Source organism: Trichococcus palustris, assembly GCF_900114465.1.
GTDB classification, from domain to species: Bacteria; Bacillota; Bacilli; order Lactobacillales; family Aerococcaceae; genus Trichococcus; species Trichococcus palustris.
This window is the reverse complement of record NZ_FOTD01000033.1, coordinates 1-15719: the sequence shown is the minus strand read 5'-3', so window position 1 is coordinate 15719 and position 15719 is coordinate 1. Positions and strand designations below refer to the sequence as shown.

17 protein-coding genes are annotated in these 15719 nt (G+C 48.0%); 4 read left to right on the top strand and 13 right to left on the bottom strand.

The window, feature by feature from the left end; translation table 11 throughout:
• Positions 1 to 247: 247 nt before the first annotated feature.
• The 10 genes from BM101_RS13195 to BM101_RS13150 form a co-directional block, all read right to left on the bottom strand.
• Positions 248 to 526 (bottom strand): DUF503 domain-containing protein, encoded by a 279-nt coding sequence (locus BM101_RS13195; protein ID WP_087032735.1) that lies wholly within the window; start codon positions 524 to 526, stop codon positions 248 to 250.
• Between the two features lie 438 nt (positions 527 to 964).
• A complete protein-coding gene (gene hisIE / locus BM101_RS13190; RefSeq protein WP_087032734.1) occupies positions 965 to 1606 on the bottom strand; it encodes a bifunctional phosphoribosyl-AMP cyclohydrolase/phosphoribosyl-ATP diphosphatase HisIE in 642 nt (213 codons plus the stop codon).
• On the bottom strand, positions 1599 to 2363 hold the full coding sequence (hisF, locus tag BM101_RS13185; RefSeq protein WP_087032732.1) for an imidazole glycerol phosphate synthase subunit HisF: 765 nt from the start codon (positions 2361 to 2363) through the stop codon (positions 1599 to 1601). The genes hisIE and hisF overlap by 8 nt, the downstream gene beginning before the upstream one ends.
• On the bottom strand, positions 2360 to 3064 hold the full coding sequence (hisA, locus tag BM101_RS13180; protein ID WP_087032730.1) for a 1-(5-phosphoribosyl)-5-((5-phosphoribosylamino)methylideneamino)imidazole-4-carboxamide isomerase: 705 nt from the start codon (positions 3062 to 3064) through the stop codon (positions 2360 to 2362). The genes hisF and hisA overlap by 4 nt, the downstream gene beginning before the upstream one ends.
• Positions 3065 to 3640, bottom strand: coding sequence for an imidazole glycerol phosphate synthase subunit HisH (hisH, locus tag BM101_RS13175; protein WP_087032728.1), 576 nt, complete (start codon positions 3638 to 3640; stop codon positions 3065 to 3067).
• Positions 3637 to 4215, bottom strand: coding sequence for an imidazoleglycerol-phosphate dehydratase HisB (hisB, locus tag BM101_RS13170; protein WP_087032726.1), 579 nt, complete (start codon positions 4213 to 4215; stop codon positions 3637 to 3639). The genes hisH and hisB overlap by 4 nt, the downstream gene beginning before the upstream one ends.
• Positions 4212 to 5210 (bottom strand): pyridoxal phosphate-dependent aminotransferase, encoded by a 999-nt coding sequence (locus BM101_RS13165; RefSeq protein WP_087032724.1) that lies wholly within the window; start codon positions 5208 to 5210, stop codon positions 4212 to 4214. The genes hisB and BM101_RS13165 overlap by 4 nt, the downstream gene beginning before the upstream one ends.
• Positions 5207 to 6460, bottom strand: coding sequence for a histidinol dehydrogenase (gene hisD, locus BM101_RS13160; protein WP_245825699.1), 1254 nt, complete (start codon positions 6458 to 6460; stop codon positions 5207 to 5209). The genes BM101_RS13165 and hisD overlap by 4 nt, the downstream gene beginning before the upstream one ends.
• Positions 6457 to 7062 (bottom strand): ATP phosphoribosyltransferase, encoded by a 606-nt coding sequence (gene hisG, locus BM101_RS13155; protein WP_087032722.1) that lies wholly within the window; start codon positions 7060 to 7062, stop codon positions 6457 to 6459. Before hisG ends, hisD begins: the two co-directional genes overlap by 4 nt.
• A gap of 12 nt (positions 7063 to 7074) precedes the next feature.
• Entirely contained in the window at positions 7075 to 7896 is an 822-nt protein-coding gene (locus tag BM101_RS13150; protein ID WP_245825720.1) for an ATP phosphoribosyltransferase regulatory subunit, read from the bottom strand.
• A gap of 159 nt (positions 7897 to 8055) precedes the next feature.
• On the opposite strand from BM101_RS13150, the gene hisJ reads away from it, so the two are divergent.
• The 3 genes from hisJ to BM101_RS13135 all read left to right on the top strand — a co-directional run bounded on the left by hisJ (position 8056) and on the right by BM101_RS13135 (position 10511).
• Positions 8056 to 8865, top strand: a complete 810-nt coding sequence (gene hisJ, locus BM101_RS13145; protein ID WP_087032719.1) for a histidinol-phosphatase HisJ — start codon at positions 8056 to 8058, stop codon at positions 8863 to 8865.
• 220 nt (positions 8866 to 9085) lie between these two features.
• Positions 9086 to 9661: a DUF1836 domain-containing protein gene (locus tag BM101_RS13140; RefSeq protein WP_177194527.1), complete on the top strand. Its 576-nt coding sequence runs from the start codon at positions 9086 to 9088 to the stop codon at positions 9659 to 9661.
• Positions 9645 to 10511 carry a DegV family protein gene (locus BM101_RS13135; protein WP_322787176.1) on the top strand — a complete coding sequence of 289 codons (867 nt, stop codon included), beginning with the start codon at positions 9645 to 9647 and terminating at the stop codon, positions 10509 to 10511. The genes BM101_RS13140 and BM101_RS13135 overlap by 17 nt, the downstream gene beginning before the upstream one ends.
• 67 nt (positions 10512 to 10578) lie before the next feature.
• Here BM101_RS13135 and BM101_RS13130 read toward each other — a convergent pair whose 3' ends face one another.
• On the bottom strand, positions 10579 to 11976 hold the full coding sequence (locus BM101_RS13130; RefSeq protein ID WP_087032714.1) for a 6-phospho-beta-glucosidase: 1398 nt from the start codon (positions 11974 to 11976) through the stop codon (positions 10579 to 10581).
• Positions 11977 to 12285: 309 nt separating this feature from the next.
• Complete coding sequence (locus BM101_RS13125) at positions 12286 to 13185, bottom strand: aldo/keto reductase (protein WP_087032712.1); 900 nt, start codon at positions 13183 to 13185, stop codon at positions 12286 to 12288.
• 340 nt (positions 13186 to 13525) lie between these two features.
• Here BM101_RS13125 and BM101_RS13115 point away from each other — a divergent pair, with 340 nt between their 5' ends.
• The gene (locus BM101_RS13115; RefSeq protein ID WP_087032708.1) at positions 13526 to 14503 is read left to right on the top strand and encodes an aldo/keto reductase family protein; all 978 of its coding nucleotides are present in this window, start codon (positions 13526 to 13528) and stop codon (positions 14501 to 14503) included.
• Between the two features lie 74 nt (positions 14504 to 14577).
• On the opposite strand, the gene aroD is transcribed toward BM101_RS13115, so the two are convergent.
• Positions 14578 to 15333 carry a type I 3-dehydroquinate dehydratase gene (aroD, locus tag BM101_RS13110; RefSeq protein WP_087032706.1) on the bottom strand — a complete coding sequence of 252 codons (756 nt, stop codon included), beginning with the start codon at positions 15331 to 15333 and terminating at the stop codon, positions 14578 to 14580.
• Between the last annotated feature and the right edge of the window lie 386 nt (positions 15334 to 15719).

Genomic DNA, 15719 nt, shown 5'->3' with positions numbered 1-15719 from the left:
GAGCATTATTCGTGAAGTGACTTCAGGTCTGCTTTTTGGAACACGTTTAAACAGAGTGCGATGAATTGCGTTTAGACACCCGGACGTTGGAGAAAATAGCTTTTCGTTCACCTCTTTTGTGGACGAAAGCCAGTTTCGAAACGGGAGTGGTGTCTGCAATTCAGAACACGTTTACGATTAATTGTTAGGAAATACGAACGAGGCTAGGACTTTTGTCCCAGCCCCTTTTGTTTTCTATCGGTTATCTTCATAAGCTGTCTTTGATTTGGAAAATTTCCACTTCATAGTTGCTTTCGATTTCTTCGACAACCTTATCCAGCACTTGTTGGCATAGAACCATGGAGCTGCTGACAATGGCGATGCCGATGACGGCCTGATTCAGCATATCCTGGTCCGCCACCTCGGCAATGCTGATATTGTAACGTTGGTGCATTTTCGCAATGATGCTTTTCACGACGCTCCTTTTATCCTTCAGCGAGTATGAATCAAATAACCGAATCGATAGTTCCACCGCTAACACTTTCATCCTTATCGCCCCATTTTCTATTTATATAGAAAAATAAATCTGTATTCAAGAAAAAAATAACCGAAACTGTCCCACAAGTCAAGGAACAGCTCCGATTATTATTAAATGTGTTCTATTACACACTATATTGTTGAACTCTGAATTGCAGGGGATTCCGCCTAAGCTGTCTAGTCCGCATGGGCAAAACCAGCCCATTTACGGCTAGCTCTCTTAGTGCTCATCCCCTGAACGCATTTCATCGTATCCTACTTAGTTGAACTCTGAATCCCAGAAATATCCTCTTAGTGCTCGATTTCTAAACGGGATTCATCGTATCCTAGAACGGTTCTGATTCGCAGAGTTCTCCGCCTAAGCTGACAACCACACGCGGACATAAAGCGTCCGCTTTGTGTTTGTCCTCTTAGTGCTCGAACTCTAACCGCGAATCATCACACTCTCCTACCATTCGTTGATGTCTTTGCGTTCGCCTTTGAAGTTGTTTTTCGTTTGGTGGCGTTCGATCAACACTTTGGTTACGTCCGCGACACTGACGCCTTGGTCGTACAGCAATACGCTTAGGTGATAGAGCAGGTCAGCCGTTTCGTTGGCTACCTCTTCTTTGTCATGGTTTTTTGCGCCGATGACGACTTCAAAGGCTTCTTCGCCGAATTTCTTCGTTATTTTATCCGTGCCTTTATCCAACAGGTAGTTGGTATAGGATTTTTCATCGTGTTCCGTGGCACGTTGGCGGATCGTTTCTTCCAGGTCGCTCAAGGAATAGGCTGGCAACACATCGAAACAGCTTTCCGTATTGCGGTGGCAAGTCGGGCCGGCCGGATCAACCATGATCAGCAAAGCGTCTTGATCGCAATCCAGGTACATGTCCTTCACGAATTGGTAATGTTCGCTGGATTCGCCCTTTTTCCATAGACGGTCCTTGCTTCTGGAATAGAACCAGACAACCTCGTCCCTCTTTGTCAATTCGAAGGCTTCTTCGTTCATGAAGCCGACCATCAAGACATTCTTATTCGTAAAGTGCTGAAGGACGACCGTCAATAGTCCTTTCGAAAAGTCAGGCACCAATTTATCATATTTAGACATTCCGCATGTTCACTCCATTCTCTGTGCAGCACTGTTTCACTTCGGCAATCAACACTTCTTCATCGTGGAAAATAGAAGCCGCCAATCCCGCAGACACATCCGTCTCTTTAAACAGGTCCGCAAAATGTTGCGCGTTCCCGCCGCCGCCGGAAGCGATGACCGGAATGGAAACCAAGGACTGGATTTTCTTCAACAGACGGTGATCGAAGCCTTGCTTCATGCCGTCATAATCCATGCTGGTGACCAATAGTTCTCCGGCCCCCAATGCCTCCACCTGCTGAACCCAATCCAAAGTCTTGATATCGGTCCGCTTCTTGCCGCCATGGGTATAACAGTACCAGTCATTTTTATCGGCTTCCCATTTCGCATCCACTGCGATGCAGATGCATTGGCTCCCGAACTTCTCGCTTGCTTCTTTGATTAGCTGCGGATTCGCCAAAGCCGACGAATTCAAGCTGACTTTATCCGCTCCTGCGTTCAGCAAGCGGGAAATATCATCCGTCGACTTGATGCCGCCGCCGATCGTCATCGGGATGAACAGCTGCTGCGCCGTTTCACGGATGACGTCGATCATCAGGTTATGGCCTGTTTCGGTTGCGGAGATATCCAGGAAGACCAGTTCATCCGCTCCCAAATCATTGTAGCGTTTCGCCAATTCGACCGGATCGCCGATGTCCCGCAGTCCCTTGAACTGAATGCCCTTGACGACCGTTCCGTCCTTCACATCCAGGCAGGGGATGATCCGTTTCTTTATCATGCCAGCCCCTCCCAAAATGCATCGGTATTGGCCGCTTTGCCGACGATTGCTGCTGCGACGCCTAATGCTTCCAATTTTTTGATGTCATCGACGCTTCGGACACCGCCTGATGCCGTGATGGGGTGGGTGGATAACGCCACTAGCTTGCCCGTCACTTCAAAGTTTGGGCCGGCCATCTTGCCGTCCTTGGAAATATCCGTGTAGATGATGCCGCCTAAGGCCATCGCGTTGGTTGCTGCCACCACATCATAGATGGTCTGCTGTCCCGTTTCGGTCCATCCGTTCACGGCTACCAGTTCCCCTTTGGCATCCATGCCCAAGTAGATTTTACCTGGATATTTCGCCGTCATTTCCGCCAACCAAGGCAGATCCTGCAGGCCTTTCGTGCCGACGATTACGTAGCTGGCACCTTTGTCGAAATAATGTTTGATGGTCTCTTCGGAACGGATGCCCCCGCCGATTTCGACCGGCAACGGGCTTTGTTGCAATAGTTGTTCGATGAACGGCGTTTCTTCCGGTTTTTGGTTCAAAGCCCCCATCAAATCAACGATATGGATGCGTTTCACTTGCTCAAATTGTGCATAAAAAGCGATGGCTTCCTGAGGTGTGCGTTGCATTTCCTCTTTCGTGCCGTAGTCCCCTTCGGTCAGGCGGACGCTTTTGTTGTCGATCAGATCGATCGCCGGCCAAATCTCTATCATTTACTTCCATCCTCCTTGCAAAGCTTGATTCAGTATTTTCAATCCGTAGTCGCCGCTCTTTTCCGGGTGGAATTGGATACCGATGATATTGTCTTTTTGGACGATCGCCACAATCTCTTGCCCATAATCTGCAGTCGCAACCACATTTTCATCGGTCACGACTTTATAGGAATGGATGAAATAGACGTCCCCGTCCAAGCCGGGATATTTTGAATGCAGATTGTTCCAGCCCAGATGTGGAACCGGAAAATCGCTGACGATATATTTCACTTCGCCGGGTAAAAAGCCCAAGCCGTCGACATCGCCTTCTTCGCTGTGTTTAAACAGAAGCTGCATGCCTAAACAGATGCCGATAAAAGGTTTCGTATCCTTCAGCTCCGTCAGGATACCTTGCAGGCCCCGTGCTGCAATGCGCTCCATCGCATCGCGGAAATGACCTACGCCGGGCAAAACGATGATATCCGCTTTCCGGAGTTCTTCTTCGTCGTGCGTCAGGATGGTTTCATAGCCTAGGAAATGAATGGCATTCATCAAATTTGCGATGTTGCCCAAGCCGTAATCTACGATTGCGATCATTCAATCACCCCTTTTGAGGAAGGAAGACGTTTCACATCGGATTCCGCCATGGCAATGCGCAGACTTTGCGCAAAGGCTTTGAAGATGGCTTCGATTTCGTGATGCGTATTGCCGCCGCGGATCAGGTCGATATGGGCCGTATAGCGGGCATTGATGACCAGGCCATGGAAGAATTCTTCCACAAGCTCCACATCGAAGCTCCCTACTTTTTCTTTCGAAAATGCGGCATTGAAGCTCAGGTAAGGGCGACCGCTGATGTCGATGACGGAACGGGCCAAGGTTTCATCCATCGGCACATAGGCGCTTCCGTAGCGGTTGATGGCGCCCTTGTCCTGGCCAAGTTCAGCCAACAATTGCCCCAACACGATGCCCACATCTTCGGTTGTGTGGTGGTCGTCCACATCTGTATCGCCGTCCACTTGCACGTTCAAGACAAAGTGTCCGTGGAACGCGAACAGGTCCAGCATATGATTCAAAAAACCGACTCCCGTATTGATGGTTGAAGGTTCCAATCCGCGATCCAAAGTGATCGCAATCTTTGTTTCTTTCGTAATACGCTCTTTTGATACGCTCACAGCTGTTCTCTCCATTCTCTGATGATTTCGGCTAAGGCATCCAACTGTTCTTCCGTCGCAATCGAGTAACGGACAGCCTTCTCGATGCTGCGGATGCCGGATTTTTCGTAGGTGCGCGGCTGATAGCCATGGTCGATGATCCATTGTCCCAATGCGGGCGCTAGTTCCCCGTAGGTGAAGACGAAATTCGTTTCACTCGGCAGTATGGAGATGACGTCCCCCGCCTGTTCCTTGAAGATCTTCTTCAGTTTGGCGGAAAGGCAGCGTTGTTCAGCCATGAAGGCCCGCAACTTTTCCGGTTGTTCCAGTAGGTACGCGGCCATATTCAAGGACAGGGTGTTCAGCGGATAGGGATGTGCGATGGAGTTCAACAGCTTCATCGTCTTCTCGGTCGAGCTGGCGATGCCGATGCGCAGGCCCGCCAATCCGTAGATTTTGGACAGTGTGCGCAAAAGGATGACATGGTCCCCGACCGGACGTTCCGGCGGTTCTTCCACAAAATCCATGTAGGCTTCATCTAGAATCAGGTAGCCTCCGTAAGCAGCCAACAAATCGGCCGTTTTTTGGATGAAGCTTGCCGGATGGAGTCCGCCCAGCGGATTATTCGGCTGCGATACGATGAAATAGGACGGTTTTTTGTCCGCAATGACGGCATACACTTTTTCATAGTCGAAAGAATAATCCTCTTCGCAGGGCACCTTGATGACTTCGCGTTGGAACTGGGCGGCATACTCCTCATACATCACGAAGTCCGGTTCCAGCATCAAGATCGGGCCATAGCCCAATAAAATGGTGCATTTTTGGATCCATTCATCGGATCCGTTCGCGAAAGCGATCGATGCCGGATCCTCACCATGAAAGGCCGCAAAAGCTTTTGTCAGCCTGACGATTTCGTCGTCCGTATATTCCTGGAATCTGGTCCCGACAGCGACCGACGCGATTTCTTCGTCAGTCAAGGCCCGGATGGGGCTTTCGTTTTTATTGATGCGGATCATTGACCGTCCCCCATTCTCACGGCCAAGGAGTCATGGTGAGCCTGCAAAGATTCTTCGGTGGCGATCAGCATGCCCGCTGGAGCCATTTTTTGGAAAGTCTCTTTCTTCAGATTCAAGACGGAGTTCGGACGCAAGAAATCATTTACGGACAGTCCATTCGCAAAGCGGGCGTTCCCGCCGGTAGGCAAGACATGGCTTGGCCCCGCCACGTAATCTCCGATGGCTTCCGGTGAATATTCGCCGATGAAGATGGCGCCCGCAGTCTGGATGGCATCCACATAATCTTCCGCATCCTTCGTTTGGATGGAGACATGTTCGCCGGCGATCAGGTTCACCACTTCGATATTTTCTTCTTTCCCGTTCGTCAGGATCGGGAAGTGATTGTTCTTCAGGCTTTCTTCGATCACTGTGATGCGGCTTTGTTTCGCTTTTTGGACAAGGAGCTCCGCTTCGATGGCGGCCAATTTTTCTTCGTTGTCGCAGACAAGGAAGGTGCGCGCCAGTTCATCATGCTCCGCTTGGGCCAGAAGGTCGATGGCTACCCATTCGTTATTTGCGGTTTCATCCACAACGACGACAATTTCAGAAGGACCCGCGATGGAGTCGATCCCGACATCCCCATAGACCAATTTCTTGGCCAAGGCAACATACTGGTTGCCGGGACCGACAATTTTGTCGACGCGCGGAATCGTTTCCGTCCCATAAGTCAAGGCAGCGACGGCCTGCGCCCCGCCGACTTGATAGACGTGCGTCACACCGCAGATATAGCAAGCTGCCAAAGTCGCTTGATTGATGGCTGTCTTTTGCGGAGGCGTCACGACGATCGTCTCCTTCACTCCGGCTACATTCGCCAAAACCGCAGTCATCAAAACGGTCGAAGGATAGCTCGCTTTCCCGCCCGGCACATAGATGCCGACTTTATTCAACGGGTGGATCTTTTGGTACAATTCGCCTGCCGGCGATTGTTGCCATTTGATGCTTTCTTGATAGACAGTGATGTTATCCCTGGATTCTTCCAAAGCCGCCCGCAAATCGGCATCCAAGGTGTCATACGCTTCCTTGATGACGCTTTGAGGGATTTCCAGTTCGGTGATATCCGCTCCATCAAATTGTTTGGCATAGTCGAACAGCGCCTGATCGCCCTTTTCTTGCACTGTTTGGATGATCTGCATAACGGTCTGCGTCTTTGAAAAATCAATGGTGTTTTTTGTCTTGTAAGCTTCTTTGAATGTTTGCGTTGTATACATCATTTTTTCACCTTCAATTGATTGATTATAGTCTGGATTTCATCATATTTTGAAAAATAAGCATGCTTATTCGAGATAAGCCGCGCATTGATTTTATCTAAGCGAACCTGTTCGCTCAACCCATTATCGTGCAAGGTCTTTCCTGACTGGACGATATCCATGATCGCATCCGCCATGTCGATCGTTGCCGCCAACTCGACGGAACCTTTCAACGCGATGATTTTGACGGGTTGCTTGACGGAATCGAAGTATTGCTTCGTATAATTCACGTATTTTGTCGCGACGACCGGATAGACATCCTTCTTTTCTTTGCTGGCGATCGCAAAGTGGCAGTAGCCGAACGGCAAGTCCATCAAATTATTGATGTTGCGGTTCTGTTCGAAGAGCACGTCGCTGCCCGTAATCCCCAGATCGGCGATGCCTTCTTCAACGTAGACGGGCACGTCTTCCCCTTTGACGAGGATAAAGCGGATGTCCTTTGTATAGACCACCAATTCACGTGAAACGGACTTCAATGCTGTTGCCCATTCCGTCAACTGATTATCCTCTAAATACTGAATAAAATCTTTTAACTGTCTTCCTTTTGAAAGAGCGATGGTTATCATTTTTTTCCTCCGTTAAATGTTGATGGCCATTCCAAATGCTTTGGAAGAGCTTGTGTATTGACCGCCCGATGCGACGGGTTCCGTTTTGTTTTGGCCATACAATTGGATAAAGATTCCTTTGTAGTAGGATTGATTCGGCAAGGCCAGCATATCGGCGTAGACATAGTCGACTTGTTTCCGTTTCAGGGCTTCTTCCCATTCCGCCAGCTCGTTCAGATGAGCCGTCAATTCGGGATAGTTTTCCTTTATATAGCCCGCCTGTTTTGCAGGGGCTTGCTCCATCAATGCGATGATCGGGTGATCGTCCCCCAATCGGTATTTCAGTGCATCCGGGTTCCGCTCGGTGATGAACTTGCGCACGGATTCATCTTCCAATTCTTTCGGGCTCAATATTTTTTTCAATAGTTTATTATGGCTGACTACAGCAACCGATAAGGACAGGTCCAATTTATTTTCCATGAAGGCAATCATATCCCCCAAGACTTCAATCTGTTTCGGAATCGAGTCGGTAAACGTTTCCACGCCCAACTGATGTTTCTCGCTCTGCAGCGAATAAACCGGTCCAGAATACGCAATCTTATCGGCGCGCAAATGGTACTGCTTGCGGTATCGCACGATGGCATTGGTCCAATCACTGCGCAGAGCGTAGATATCATCACCGCTTTGCCATTTATGCCTGTTCACCATGAGATGCAAGTCATCGCGAGACAGCTTCGTCCATTCAAATGTTTCTACAATTCCTAGGTCGATCAAGTCGTATCCCAATTGATGGAAATGATGGAGAAACTCCATCTCTCTTTGTTTATTCGCCAGTAACGATTCGTTCATCATCATTTCTTCCAAACTGTCTCACTCCCATTTCTTTTTTTTCTGCTACATGGTATCCTTAAATTATGATTAGATTACCATTAGACGTTGATGCTATCATAACATAAAGAGGACATGTATTACATCACTAATTGATGACACTTTTTACGAAGGAAGGGAAGCAATATGTTTACAGATCGTCACGTTCACACCCCGTTTTGTCTGCACGGTTCCTCCGATGCCCTGGAAAATTATGTGAAATTCGCCATCGAGTCCGGACTGGAAGGGATTACCTTCACGGAACATGCCCCTTTGCCGATGGAAGATCCCCTTCCCGACAAGGACAGCGCCATGAAGACGGAAGATGTCGAAGCCTATCTGGCTGCCGTTCAGGAGCTGGCTTTGAAATACCAGGATGTCATCAAAATCGATGCGGGCTTTGAACTGGATTATATTGAAGGGAAGGAACCGGTAACAATCGCCTTTCTGGAGAAGTATCCGGCATGCATCCCCCACTCCATTCTGAGTGTCCATTTCGTTCAAGTGAATCCGGATGAATACTTCTGTGTCGATCTGGACCGCGATTCCTTTACCCAAAAAGGGGAAGAAATCGGATTCGAGACACTTTACACGCTGTATGAAAAAACGGTCCAAAAAGCGTTGGCGCTCCCCTACGGAAAGCTGACACCGAAAAAAATCGGCCATATCAACCTGATCCACAAGTTCCAGAAAGCCTATACCGTCAAAGATCCGATCGACTGGAAAAAGCTTTTGGACACGGTGAAAGCAAACGGCTATATCCTGGACTATAACTTTGCCGGCATCGATAAACCGGACTACGGGAAAACCTATCCGGACGCAGAGATGATGGCCTATGCAAAAAACATAGGATTGGCCTATGAGATGGGCTCGGATGCCCATGCCGCCCACGAAGTCGCCAGATATTTCGATACCGCCTTGCATCTCGAAGAAGCCTCATACACCGAAGAAGTCTGATTTCAGGCTTCTTTTTTTCATCTATGCATTCTATGCATTTTTTCGCTATGGAATGTGGTCTTGCCGGAAACCTTCCCTGCAGGTCCGTTAAGGATATAAGCGTATTCATTGAATTTTCCGTCAAATACTGTTACATTTAATCTAGTAATGATAAACGCTTCACCTGATTAACAAAACTAGATACGTGTGGAACTTTATCTTTTCAACAGGAGGATTCGCATTGAAACTAAAAGCCGAACTGGAAGAATATCAAAAACAACTGTTGGCCCTTCATTTCATCCGTTTTGATGAACTGCCTGATTTCGGAGTCTACAATGATCAAGTCATCGCCATCATCGAAAACCAGCTCAGTTTCCTGAGCGCCACACAGGAAGAACGGATCATCACCCCGGCTATGATCAACAACTATGTGAAGTTGACACTGGTCGATAAGCCGGAAAAAAAGAAATACTACAAAATCCAGATTGCGCAGCTGATGGTCATCACGTTGCTGAAGCAGGTGCTCCCTCTTTCGGAAGTGAAAAAAGGCATGGAGCTGCAGGTGTCCGTCCGCGGGTTCCAAACTGCCTATGATTCGTTCTGCCAAGAATTGGAATATGCCTTCGAAATGCTGTTCCGCGATCTCGACAAAAAGGAGCATTTAACCTATACGTTGGAAGATATCCACAGCGAAAACATCGCTTTGAAAATGATCACCCTGTCCCTTGCCTCAAAATTGTTGACGCAAAAAATAATTTTGGTCGCCGGCATCAGTCATGCGTCCCAAAAAGGAGAGAATAATGCAGATGAACAATAACCGTATCGCAGTCTTAGCCGATTCCTGCAATGATATTCCGCAAGAATTGATGGACAAATACCACATCTATACTTTGCCTTTGATGATCAACTACAAAAATGCCAGCTATCGTGACCGTGTCGATATCACACCCGAGGAAGTATACGCCCGTTTCCAGGAGGAGATCCCCAAAACAAGTTTGCCACTTCCCGAAGATATAGCAGCCATGTTCAAAAAAATAAAGGATGACGGCTTTGATCGATTGATCGTATCCAGCATTTCCAGCGGTTTGAGTGGAACCTGCCAAGCCCTGAAACTCGTCGCTGATGGTATCGAAGATATGGAAATCGTAGTCATCGATACCTTGAATATCGCTATCGCATCCGGATTCATTGCACTCTACGCGGCTGAACTGATCGAAAAAGGGTTTGATTTTGAAACGGTCATCCAAAAGACGCAAGCCGCCGTCAAAAATGCCACAATTTTGTTTGGTGTAGCCAGTCTCGAATACCTCATCAAAGGCGGACGCATCGGGAAAGTCTCCGGCATACTGGGGAGTGCACTGAACATCAAGCCGATCATTTCCTGCAACGATGACGGTATTTACGATACGGTAGCCAAAGTGCGCGGACGTAAACAGAGCATCCAAAAAATGATTGAGCTGACCCGGGAAAAACTTGGGGACCACAAAAATTACTATTTGGCGGTCTGCCATGGGGATGCCTATACCGAGATGTTGGGCATGAAAGAACAATTGCAGGATTTGGTCGCAGGTGCAAAAATTTACGTCGAAGGCCAAATTTCTCCCGTCCTAGGGGTGCATACCGGTCCCGGCTTGCTGGGCATCGGCATCATGTTGCTGGAAGATTGATCCGTTTGAATTCAAAAAGCAACGCAATGTCGTATTTCGACGTTGCGTTGCTTTTTTGTATCCTTGTTTAGTTTGATTTCATCAATTCGTCCACATAAGTGACCGTTTCAGGTTGGTTCGCTTCAATTTCAGCAATCTTGTCTGCGAATTGCGGCAAGTGCTCTTTGTGGGCATACAGCAGTTCGTCCAGCAAAGTTTTTGCCATTGTACCGCCCGGAACCAACGGGTTGATGGTGAACGCCTGCAGAGCAGCCCCATAGCTTCCTGTAACGGCTGCGCGGATGACGGTTTCTTCCATTGCTTTCATGCCTTGCAGCAAGCCGCGCGCTGCTGGCGCAAATTCGCCCCAGTTATAAGGCTCTGCCCCATGTGCAGTAATCAAAGCGGATACTTCAACGACGCAGTCATACGGCATATCTTGGATTGTCCCATTATTTGCAGTCGATACAACCATGTCGGTGCGTTTGTCGTTCTGGATGGAAGCAATCACTTCGCATGCAGCATCGCTGTAATGGGTACCGCCGCGTTGCGATAATTCTTCCGGTTTGTAATCCAAGGCAGGGTCTTTGTAAAGTTCGAATAGACGGGCTTCCGTTTTCTTGACGACCTGTGCACGGGTTTCGCCTTTTTCAAACTCTTCGATGGAATGTTTCAGCATTTCATCCTCGATGTAGTAATAACGGTGGTAGCCGCATGGCAACAGTTCCAAATCTTTTAGTTGCTCATAGTGGAACTGCGCGCTGTGGATGTTCTTCAGATGGTTGTCGTCTTCGCTCTGCTGCGGTCCGTAGATCAAATCGATCAGTTCATCCGTGCGTTCTGCACCGGCTTGATCCCAAACCCGGTGCCAGTGGAAGTGATTGATGCCTGCAAATTTAAACAACAACTCATTTTCCGGGATGTCCAATTTTTCAGCTGCCACTTTGCGGTGCCCGATCGGAACATTGCACAAGCCGATTGTTTTTTTCCAGCCGAAGTGTTTAATGGCTGCCTCTGTAACCATACCAGCCGGATTGGTGAAGTTGATCAACCAAGCATCCGGACACTGCACGCGCATATCCGCGATGATTTGGCCGATGATCGGAATCGTACGGAACGCTTTGAACATGCCGCCCGCACCGTTTGTTTCTTGACCAAGAACGCCATGCGAAAGCGGAATCCGTTCATCTTTTACACGTGCGTCCAATAATCCGACACGGAATTGAGTCGTAACGAAATCGGCATCCTTTAAGGCGTTGAAGCGATCCAACGTCAGATGGACTTCCCAGTCCAACCCTGCCGCTTTGATTTGGCGTTTTGCCATTTCGCCGACGATTTCCAATTTATTTTTCCCTGCTTCGATATCGACCAACCAAATTTCCTTTATCGGCAGTTCAGCTTTCCTCAGGATGTAGCCTTCGATCAATTCGGGTGTATAGCTTGAGCCTCCACCAATTGTAACAATTTTCAATGCGTCTTTTGACATGCATGCTTCCTCCAATTTTTTATTCGTCTCTTCATAGTAAATATACGGCTTCAAACTCTATTCATTTGCAGCAAAAACTTCTTGGGATACCGCAAAACGGAAAGGCTTACATTTCGAATCATGCCTGCGTCCGTCTGGCGTTATCTCGATGTCCCTATTCTAACATAGATAGCGCGCTTTTCAGGAATCCCCTTACATTTTGAGTCGGGTATCCTGAAAATGAATAACGTTTCAGAAATGAATCACTTTGTTTCAATTTTTTCGACAAAAAATCACGCCCGAAAAGGAAGCGTGATCTCTTGTCAGCTACTATAGGATATCGAGTGCCATTTTCATGGTCGGTGCCGGGAAACGTTTATCCAACTGTTTCAAATCCTCTTCATCCAAACGGATTAATGCGGCCGCCGCATTCAGATAGGTGTGATCCGGATTTGATGAACGCGGAATGGCGACGATATCATTATTTTGGATAACCCATGCCAGCAGTATCTGCAAGGGTTCCGCATTGTATTTTGCCGCAATCCGTTTCAGCTCTTCGCTGCCCAACAGTTCTCTCCGCAATCTGCCGCCTTGCGCCAATGGCGAGTACGCCATGATCGGTACATTCCGTTCCTTTTGCCATTTCATTAAATCATATTCTATCCCGCGTGAACCCAAATTATAGAGCACTTGATTCACCTGACATTGATCCCCGTCTTTTATGGAAAATAACTCATCCATGTCTTTGACGTCGAAATTGGATACACCCCAACGCAGGATTTTCCCCTCCGCTTTCAGTTGTTCCATCCCGGCGATGGTCAGCGCTAACGGCACATCCCCACGCCAATGCAAGAGATAGAGATCCAGATGATCCGTTCCCAATCTCTTCAGGCTATCTGCACAGGCCGCCAATATTTCATGTCTGCTGGCACGATGGGGGTACACTTTTGATACAAGATAGACTTCATCCCGCATGCCCCTGATTGCTTCGCCGACCAATCTTTCCGATTTCCCGTCGCCGTACATTTCAGCGGTGTCGATCAACGTCATCCCCAACTGGATCCCCAGTTGCAATGCTTTTATCTCCTCTTCCCTTTTTTCGGGGTCCTCGCCCAGATACCATGTCCCTTGCCCCAATTGCGGCATACTTGTCCCATCCGGCAAATAGACACGTCGGCGAGTGTTTTCCTGACGCAACGATTCGATTGTGCTCCCATCTATATTAATCATATGCAGACACCTTCCTTATATTCTCAAGCAGCATTATTCTTATTCCAAGTATAACCTTTTTTTTATTCGAACGCTAAACATATACAGCGCTTCCATTTTTTCGGAATTATGGTGCCTTTTCTGTTGGTTAATTCTTCTTAGTGGCTTATTATAGAGGTGTGATGGTGGAAAGCATTCCCATCCCCTCACACAAAAACGTAACAAAAAGTAGTCTTTACATATCCGAAGAGCAGATTCCCTGGTGGCGCTCTCTGCCTCCACTTCGTGAAAGGGACACCCTTGTGAATCGTATGAAGACAATGTCTTTCAAACAGAAGCAAAATAGTAAGGAGGAATTTACATGAAATATCGGAATCTAGGAAAAAGTGGCTTGCGCGTCAGTGAAATCGCATTGGGGAGCTGGTTGACCTACGGGAAATCCGTGGAAGAGCAAACTGCCGAAAAGTGCATCCAGACGGCGTATGAATCGGGAATCAATTTCTTCGATACCGCCAACGTCTATGAACGCGGTGCAGCGGAAATCGTACTCGGGAAAGCGCTGAAGAACTACAACCGCTCCAGCCTCGTAGTAGCAAGCAAAGTCTATTTCCCGATGGGAGATGGCCCGAATGACAGAGGACTTTCCCGCAAACACATCTTCGAATCATGCGATGCCAGCCTGAAGCGCCTCGGGATGGACTATCTGGACTTATACCAATGCCATCGCTATGACCCGACCGTGCCGATGGAAGAAACGCTGTGGGCCCTCGACGACCTACAAAGGCAAGGCAAAATCCTTTATGCCGGCGTCAGCGAATGGCCGGCCGACAAGATTCAAAAGGCCCACAAGATTGCGAAGGAACATAACTTCCGTCCGCTTGTATCCAACCAACCGATCTACAACATGATCGAACGCTACATCGAGGTGGATGTTCTGCCGGTTTCCGTAGCCAACGGCATGGGCCAGGTCGTCTTCTCCCCATTGGCGCAAGGCATTTTGACAGGAAAGTATAAAGCCGGCCAGCAAGTACCGGAAGACACCCGCGCTGCCAACAAGAAACTCAATGACGGGATGCAAAAATATCTGCAGAATGAGCTGCTGTTGGAGACCATTGCCGAAATCGAAGCTATCGCCCGCGAATTGGAAGTCACCTTACCGCAACTGGCCTTGGCTTGGATCCTTCGCCACCCGGGCGTCAGCTCCGCCATCATCGGGGCAAGCCGCCCAGAACAGATTGAAGACAACATCAAAGCGGTGGATGTGGAACTGACCGATGAAATATTGTTGGGTATCAACCAACTGCTGCTGAATGTCAGCAGTTTCAAACCAAGAAGCTGACAAAAACGTATTCAACAGAACAGCCCCTGTGCAGACATTCCGCACAGGGGCTGTTCTTTATTATCTTGGTAGGTTCAATCCAAAGACAGGATATTCAGGATGGACCGCGCATCGCTGACATGCACCTGTCCAGGAGCGGAAATCTGCTTCGCTGCTGCAAAAGTCAGGCAAGAACCGAACAATTCGCCGGACAGGCGCGAAATGACGCCGTATTTCCCCATCGACATGGTGATGCACGGACGATCAGCTTTCTCTTTCTTCATTTCCAAGGTAGCGGCCAACAAAGTTAAAACGTCCTCTTCCTTTTCCGGCATGACGGCGATCTTGGTGATGTCCGCATCCAGTTCCTGCATTTTGACCAGGCGAGCGACGATTTCTTCCTTTGCCGGAGTCTTGAAGAAATCGTGGTTCGACATGATGACTTTCACGTTATTTTCCTTAGCCGCAGTGATCAGTTTTTTTGATTCCTCTTCGGAGCTGAATAATTCAACATCGATCAAATCCACCTTTCCGGTCCGGACCGCGAATCGGTTCAATTCAAAATATTTTTCTTCGCTCATTTCATGCTCACCGCCCTCTTTTTTCGTGCGGAACGTGAACAACAGCGGTTTTTTGTATATTTTACTGATTTCTTCAAGAATGTCTGCGACTTGCCCCATATCCTCAACACCTTCAAAGAAATCCACGCGGAATTCCGCCAAATCAAAATCGACGTTTTCCAAGAATTTCACTTCATTCAGGATTTCTTCTTTTGTTTTTCCGACCAACGGAACGCAGATTTTAGGCCTACCTTCATTGAAGATTACATCTTTCACTCGAACTGTTTTCATCTGTGCATTAGCCCCTTTGCTTTTTGTGTTATGAATTCCCCTGAAGACGGATACCTTTCTGGCAGGAATCGCTGCTACTTGTATATTTATTATACAGAGGATACCGCCTGAAAAATAGCCGCTTTCGCTCTTAGTAAAAACTTTTAAAACTATTGCTCCTTATAGGCGATGCACAAAAAGCTGTCACCCTCCCCAAAACGAGAAGATGACAGCTCTTTTACTGTTTCATACAGTTTATATTTTGCTTTTTATTTTGCAAATTTTGCTTTGTACGCTGCAACCACTTTTTCGGTAGTGAAGCCATATTCAGCCATGACAACATCGCCGTTTCCGCTGGCACCATAGGTGTCGATGCCGTAAGCCAAGCCATCCAAGCCTACATAACG

Bases quoted from the DNA above. Each gene is read 5' to 3' on its own strand.
- hisF (WP_087032732.1), bottom strand. From the start codon at position 2,363: ATGATAAAGAAACGGATCATCCCCTGCCTGGATGTGAAGGACGGAACG.
- aroD (WP_087032706.1), bottom strand. From the start codon at position 15,333: ATGAAAACAGTTCGAGTGAAAGATGTAATCTTCAATGAAGGTAGGCCT.
- BM101_RS13150 (WP_245825720.1), bottom strand. From the start codon at position 7,896: ATGATGATGAACGAATCGTTACTGGCGAATAAACAAAGAGAGATGGAG.
- BM101_RS13135 (WP_322787176.1), top strand. From the start codon at position 9,645: ATGCAGATGAACAATAACCGTATCGCAGTCTTAGCCGATTCCTGCAAT.
- BM101_RS13125 (WP_087032712.1), bottom strand. From the start codon at position 13,185: ATGATTAATATAGATGGGAGCACAATCGAATCGTTGCGTCAGGAAAAC.
- hisH (WP_087032728.1), bottom strand. From the start codon at position 3,640: ATGATCGCAATCGTAGATTACGGCTTGGGCAACATCGCAAATTTGATG.
- hisA (WP_087032730.1), bottom strand. From the start codon at position 3,064: ATGATAGAGATTTGGCCGGCGATCGATCTGATCGACAACAAAAGCGTC.
- BM101_RS13165 (WP_087032724.1), bottom strand. From the start codon at position 5,210: ATGATCCGCATCAATAAAAACGAAAGCCCCATCCGGGCCTTGACTGAC.
- hisJ (WP_087032719.1), top strand. From the start codon at position 8,056: ATGTTTACAGATCGTCACGTTCACACCCCGTTTTGTCTGCACGGTTCC.
- BM101_RS13130 (WP_087032714.1), bottom strand. From the start codon at position 11,976: ATGTCAAAAGACGCATTGAAAATTGTTACAATTGGTGGAGGCTCAAGC.
- BM101_RS13195 (WP_087032735.1), bottom strand. From the start codon at position 526: ATGAAAGTGTTAGCGGTGGAACTATCGATTCGGTTATTTGATTCATAC.
- hisG (WP_087032722.1), bottom strand. From the start codon at position 7,062: ATGATAACCATCGCTCTTTCAAAAGGAAGACAGTTAAAAGATTTTATT.
- hisIE (WP_087032734.1), bottom strand. From the start codon at position 1,606: ATGTCTAAATATGATAAATTGGTGCCTGACTTTTCGAAAGGACTATTG.
- BM101_RS13115 (WP_087032708.1), top strand. From the start codon at position 13,526: ATGAAATATCGGAATCTAGGAAAAAGTGGCTTGCGCGTCAGTGAAATC.
- hisD (WP_245825699.1), bottom strand. From the start codon at position 6,460: ATGATGTATACAACGCAAACATTCAAAGAAGCTTACAAGACAAAAAAC.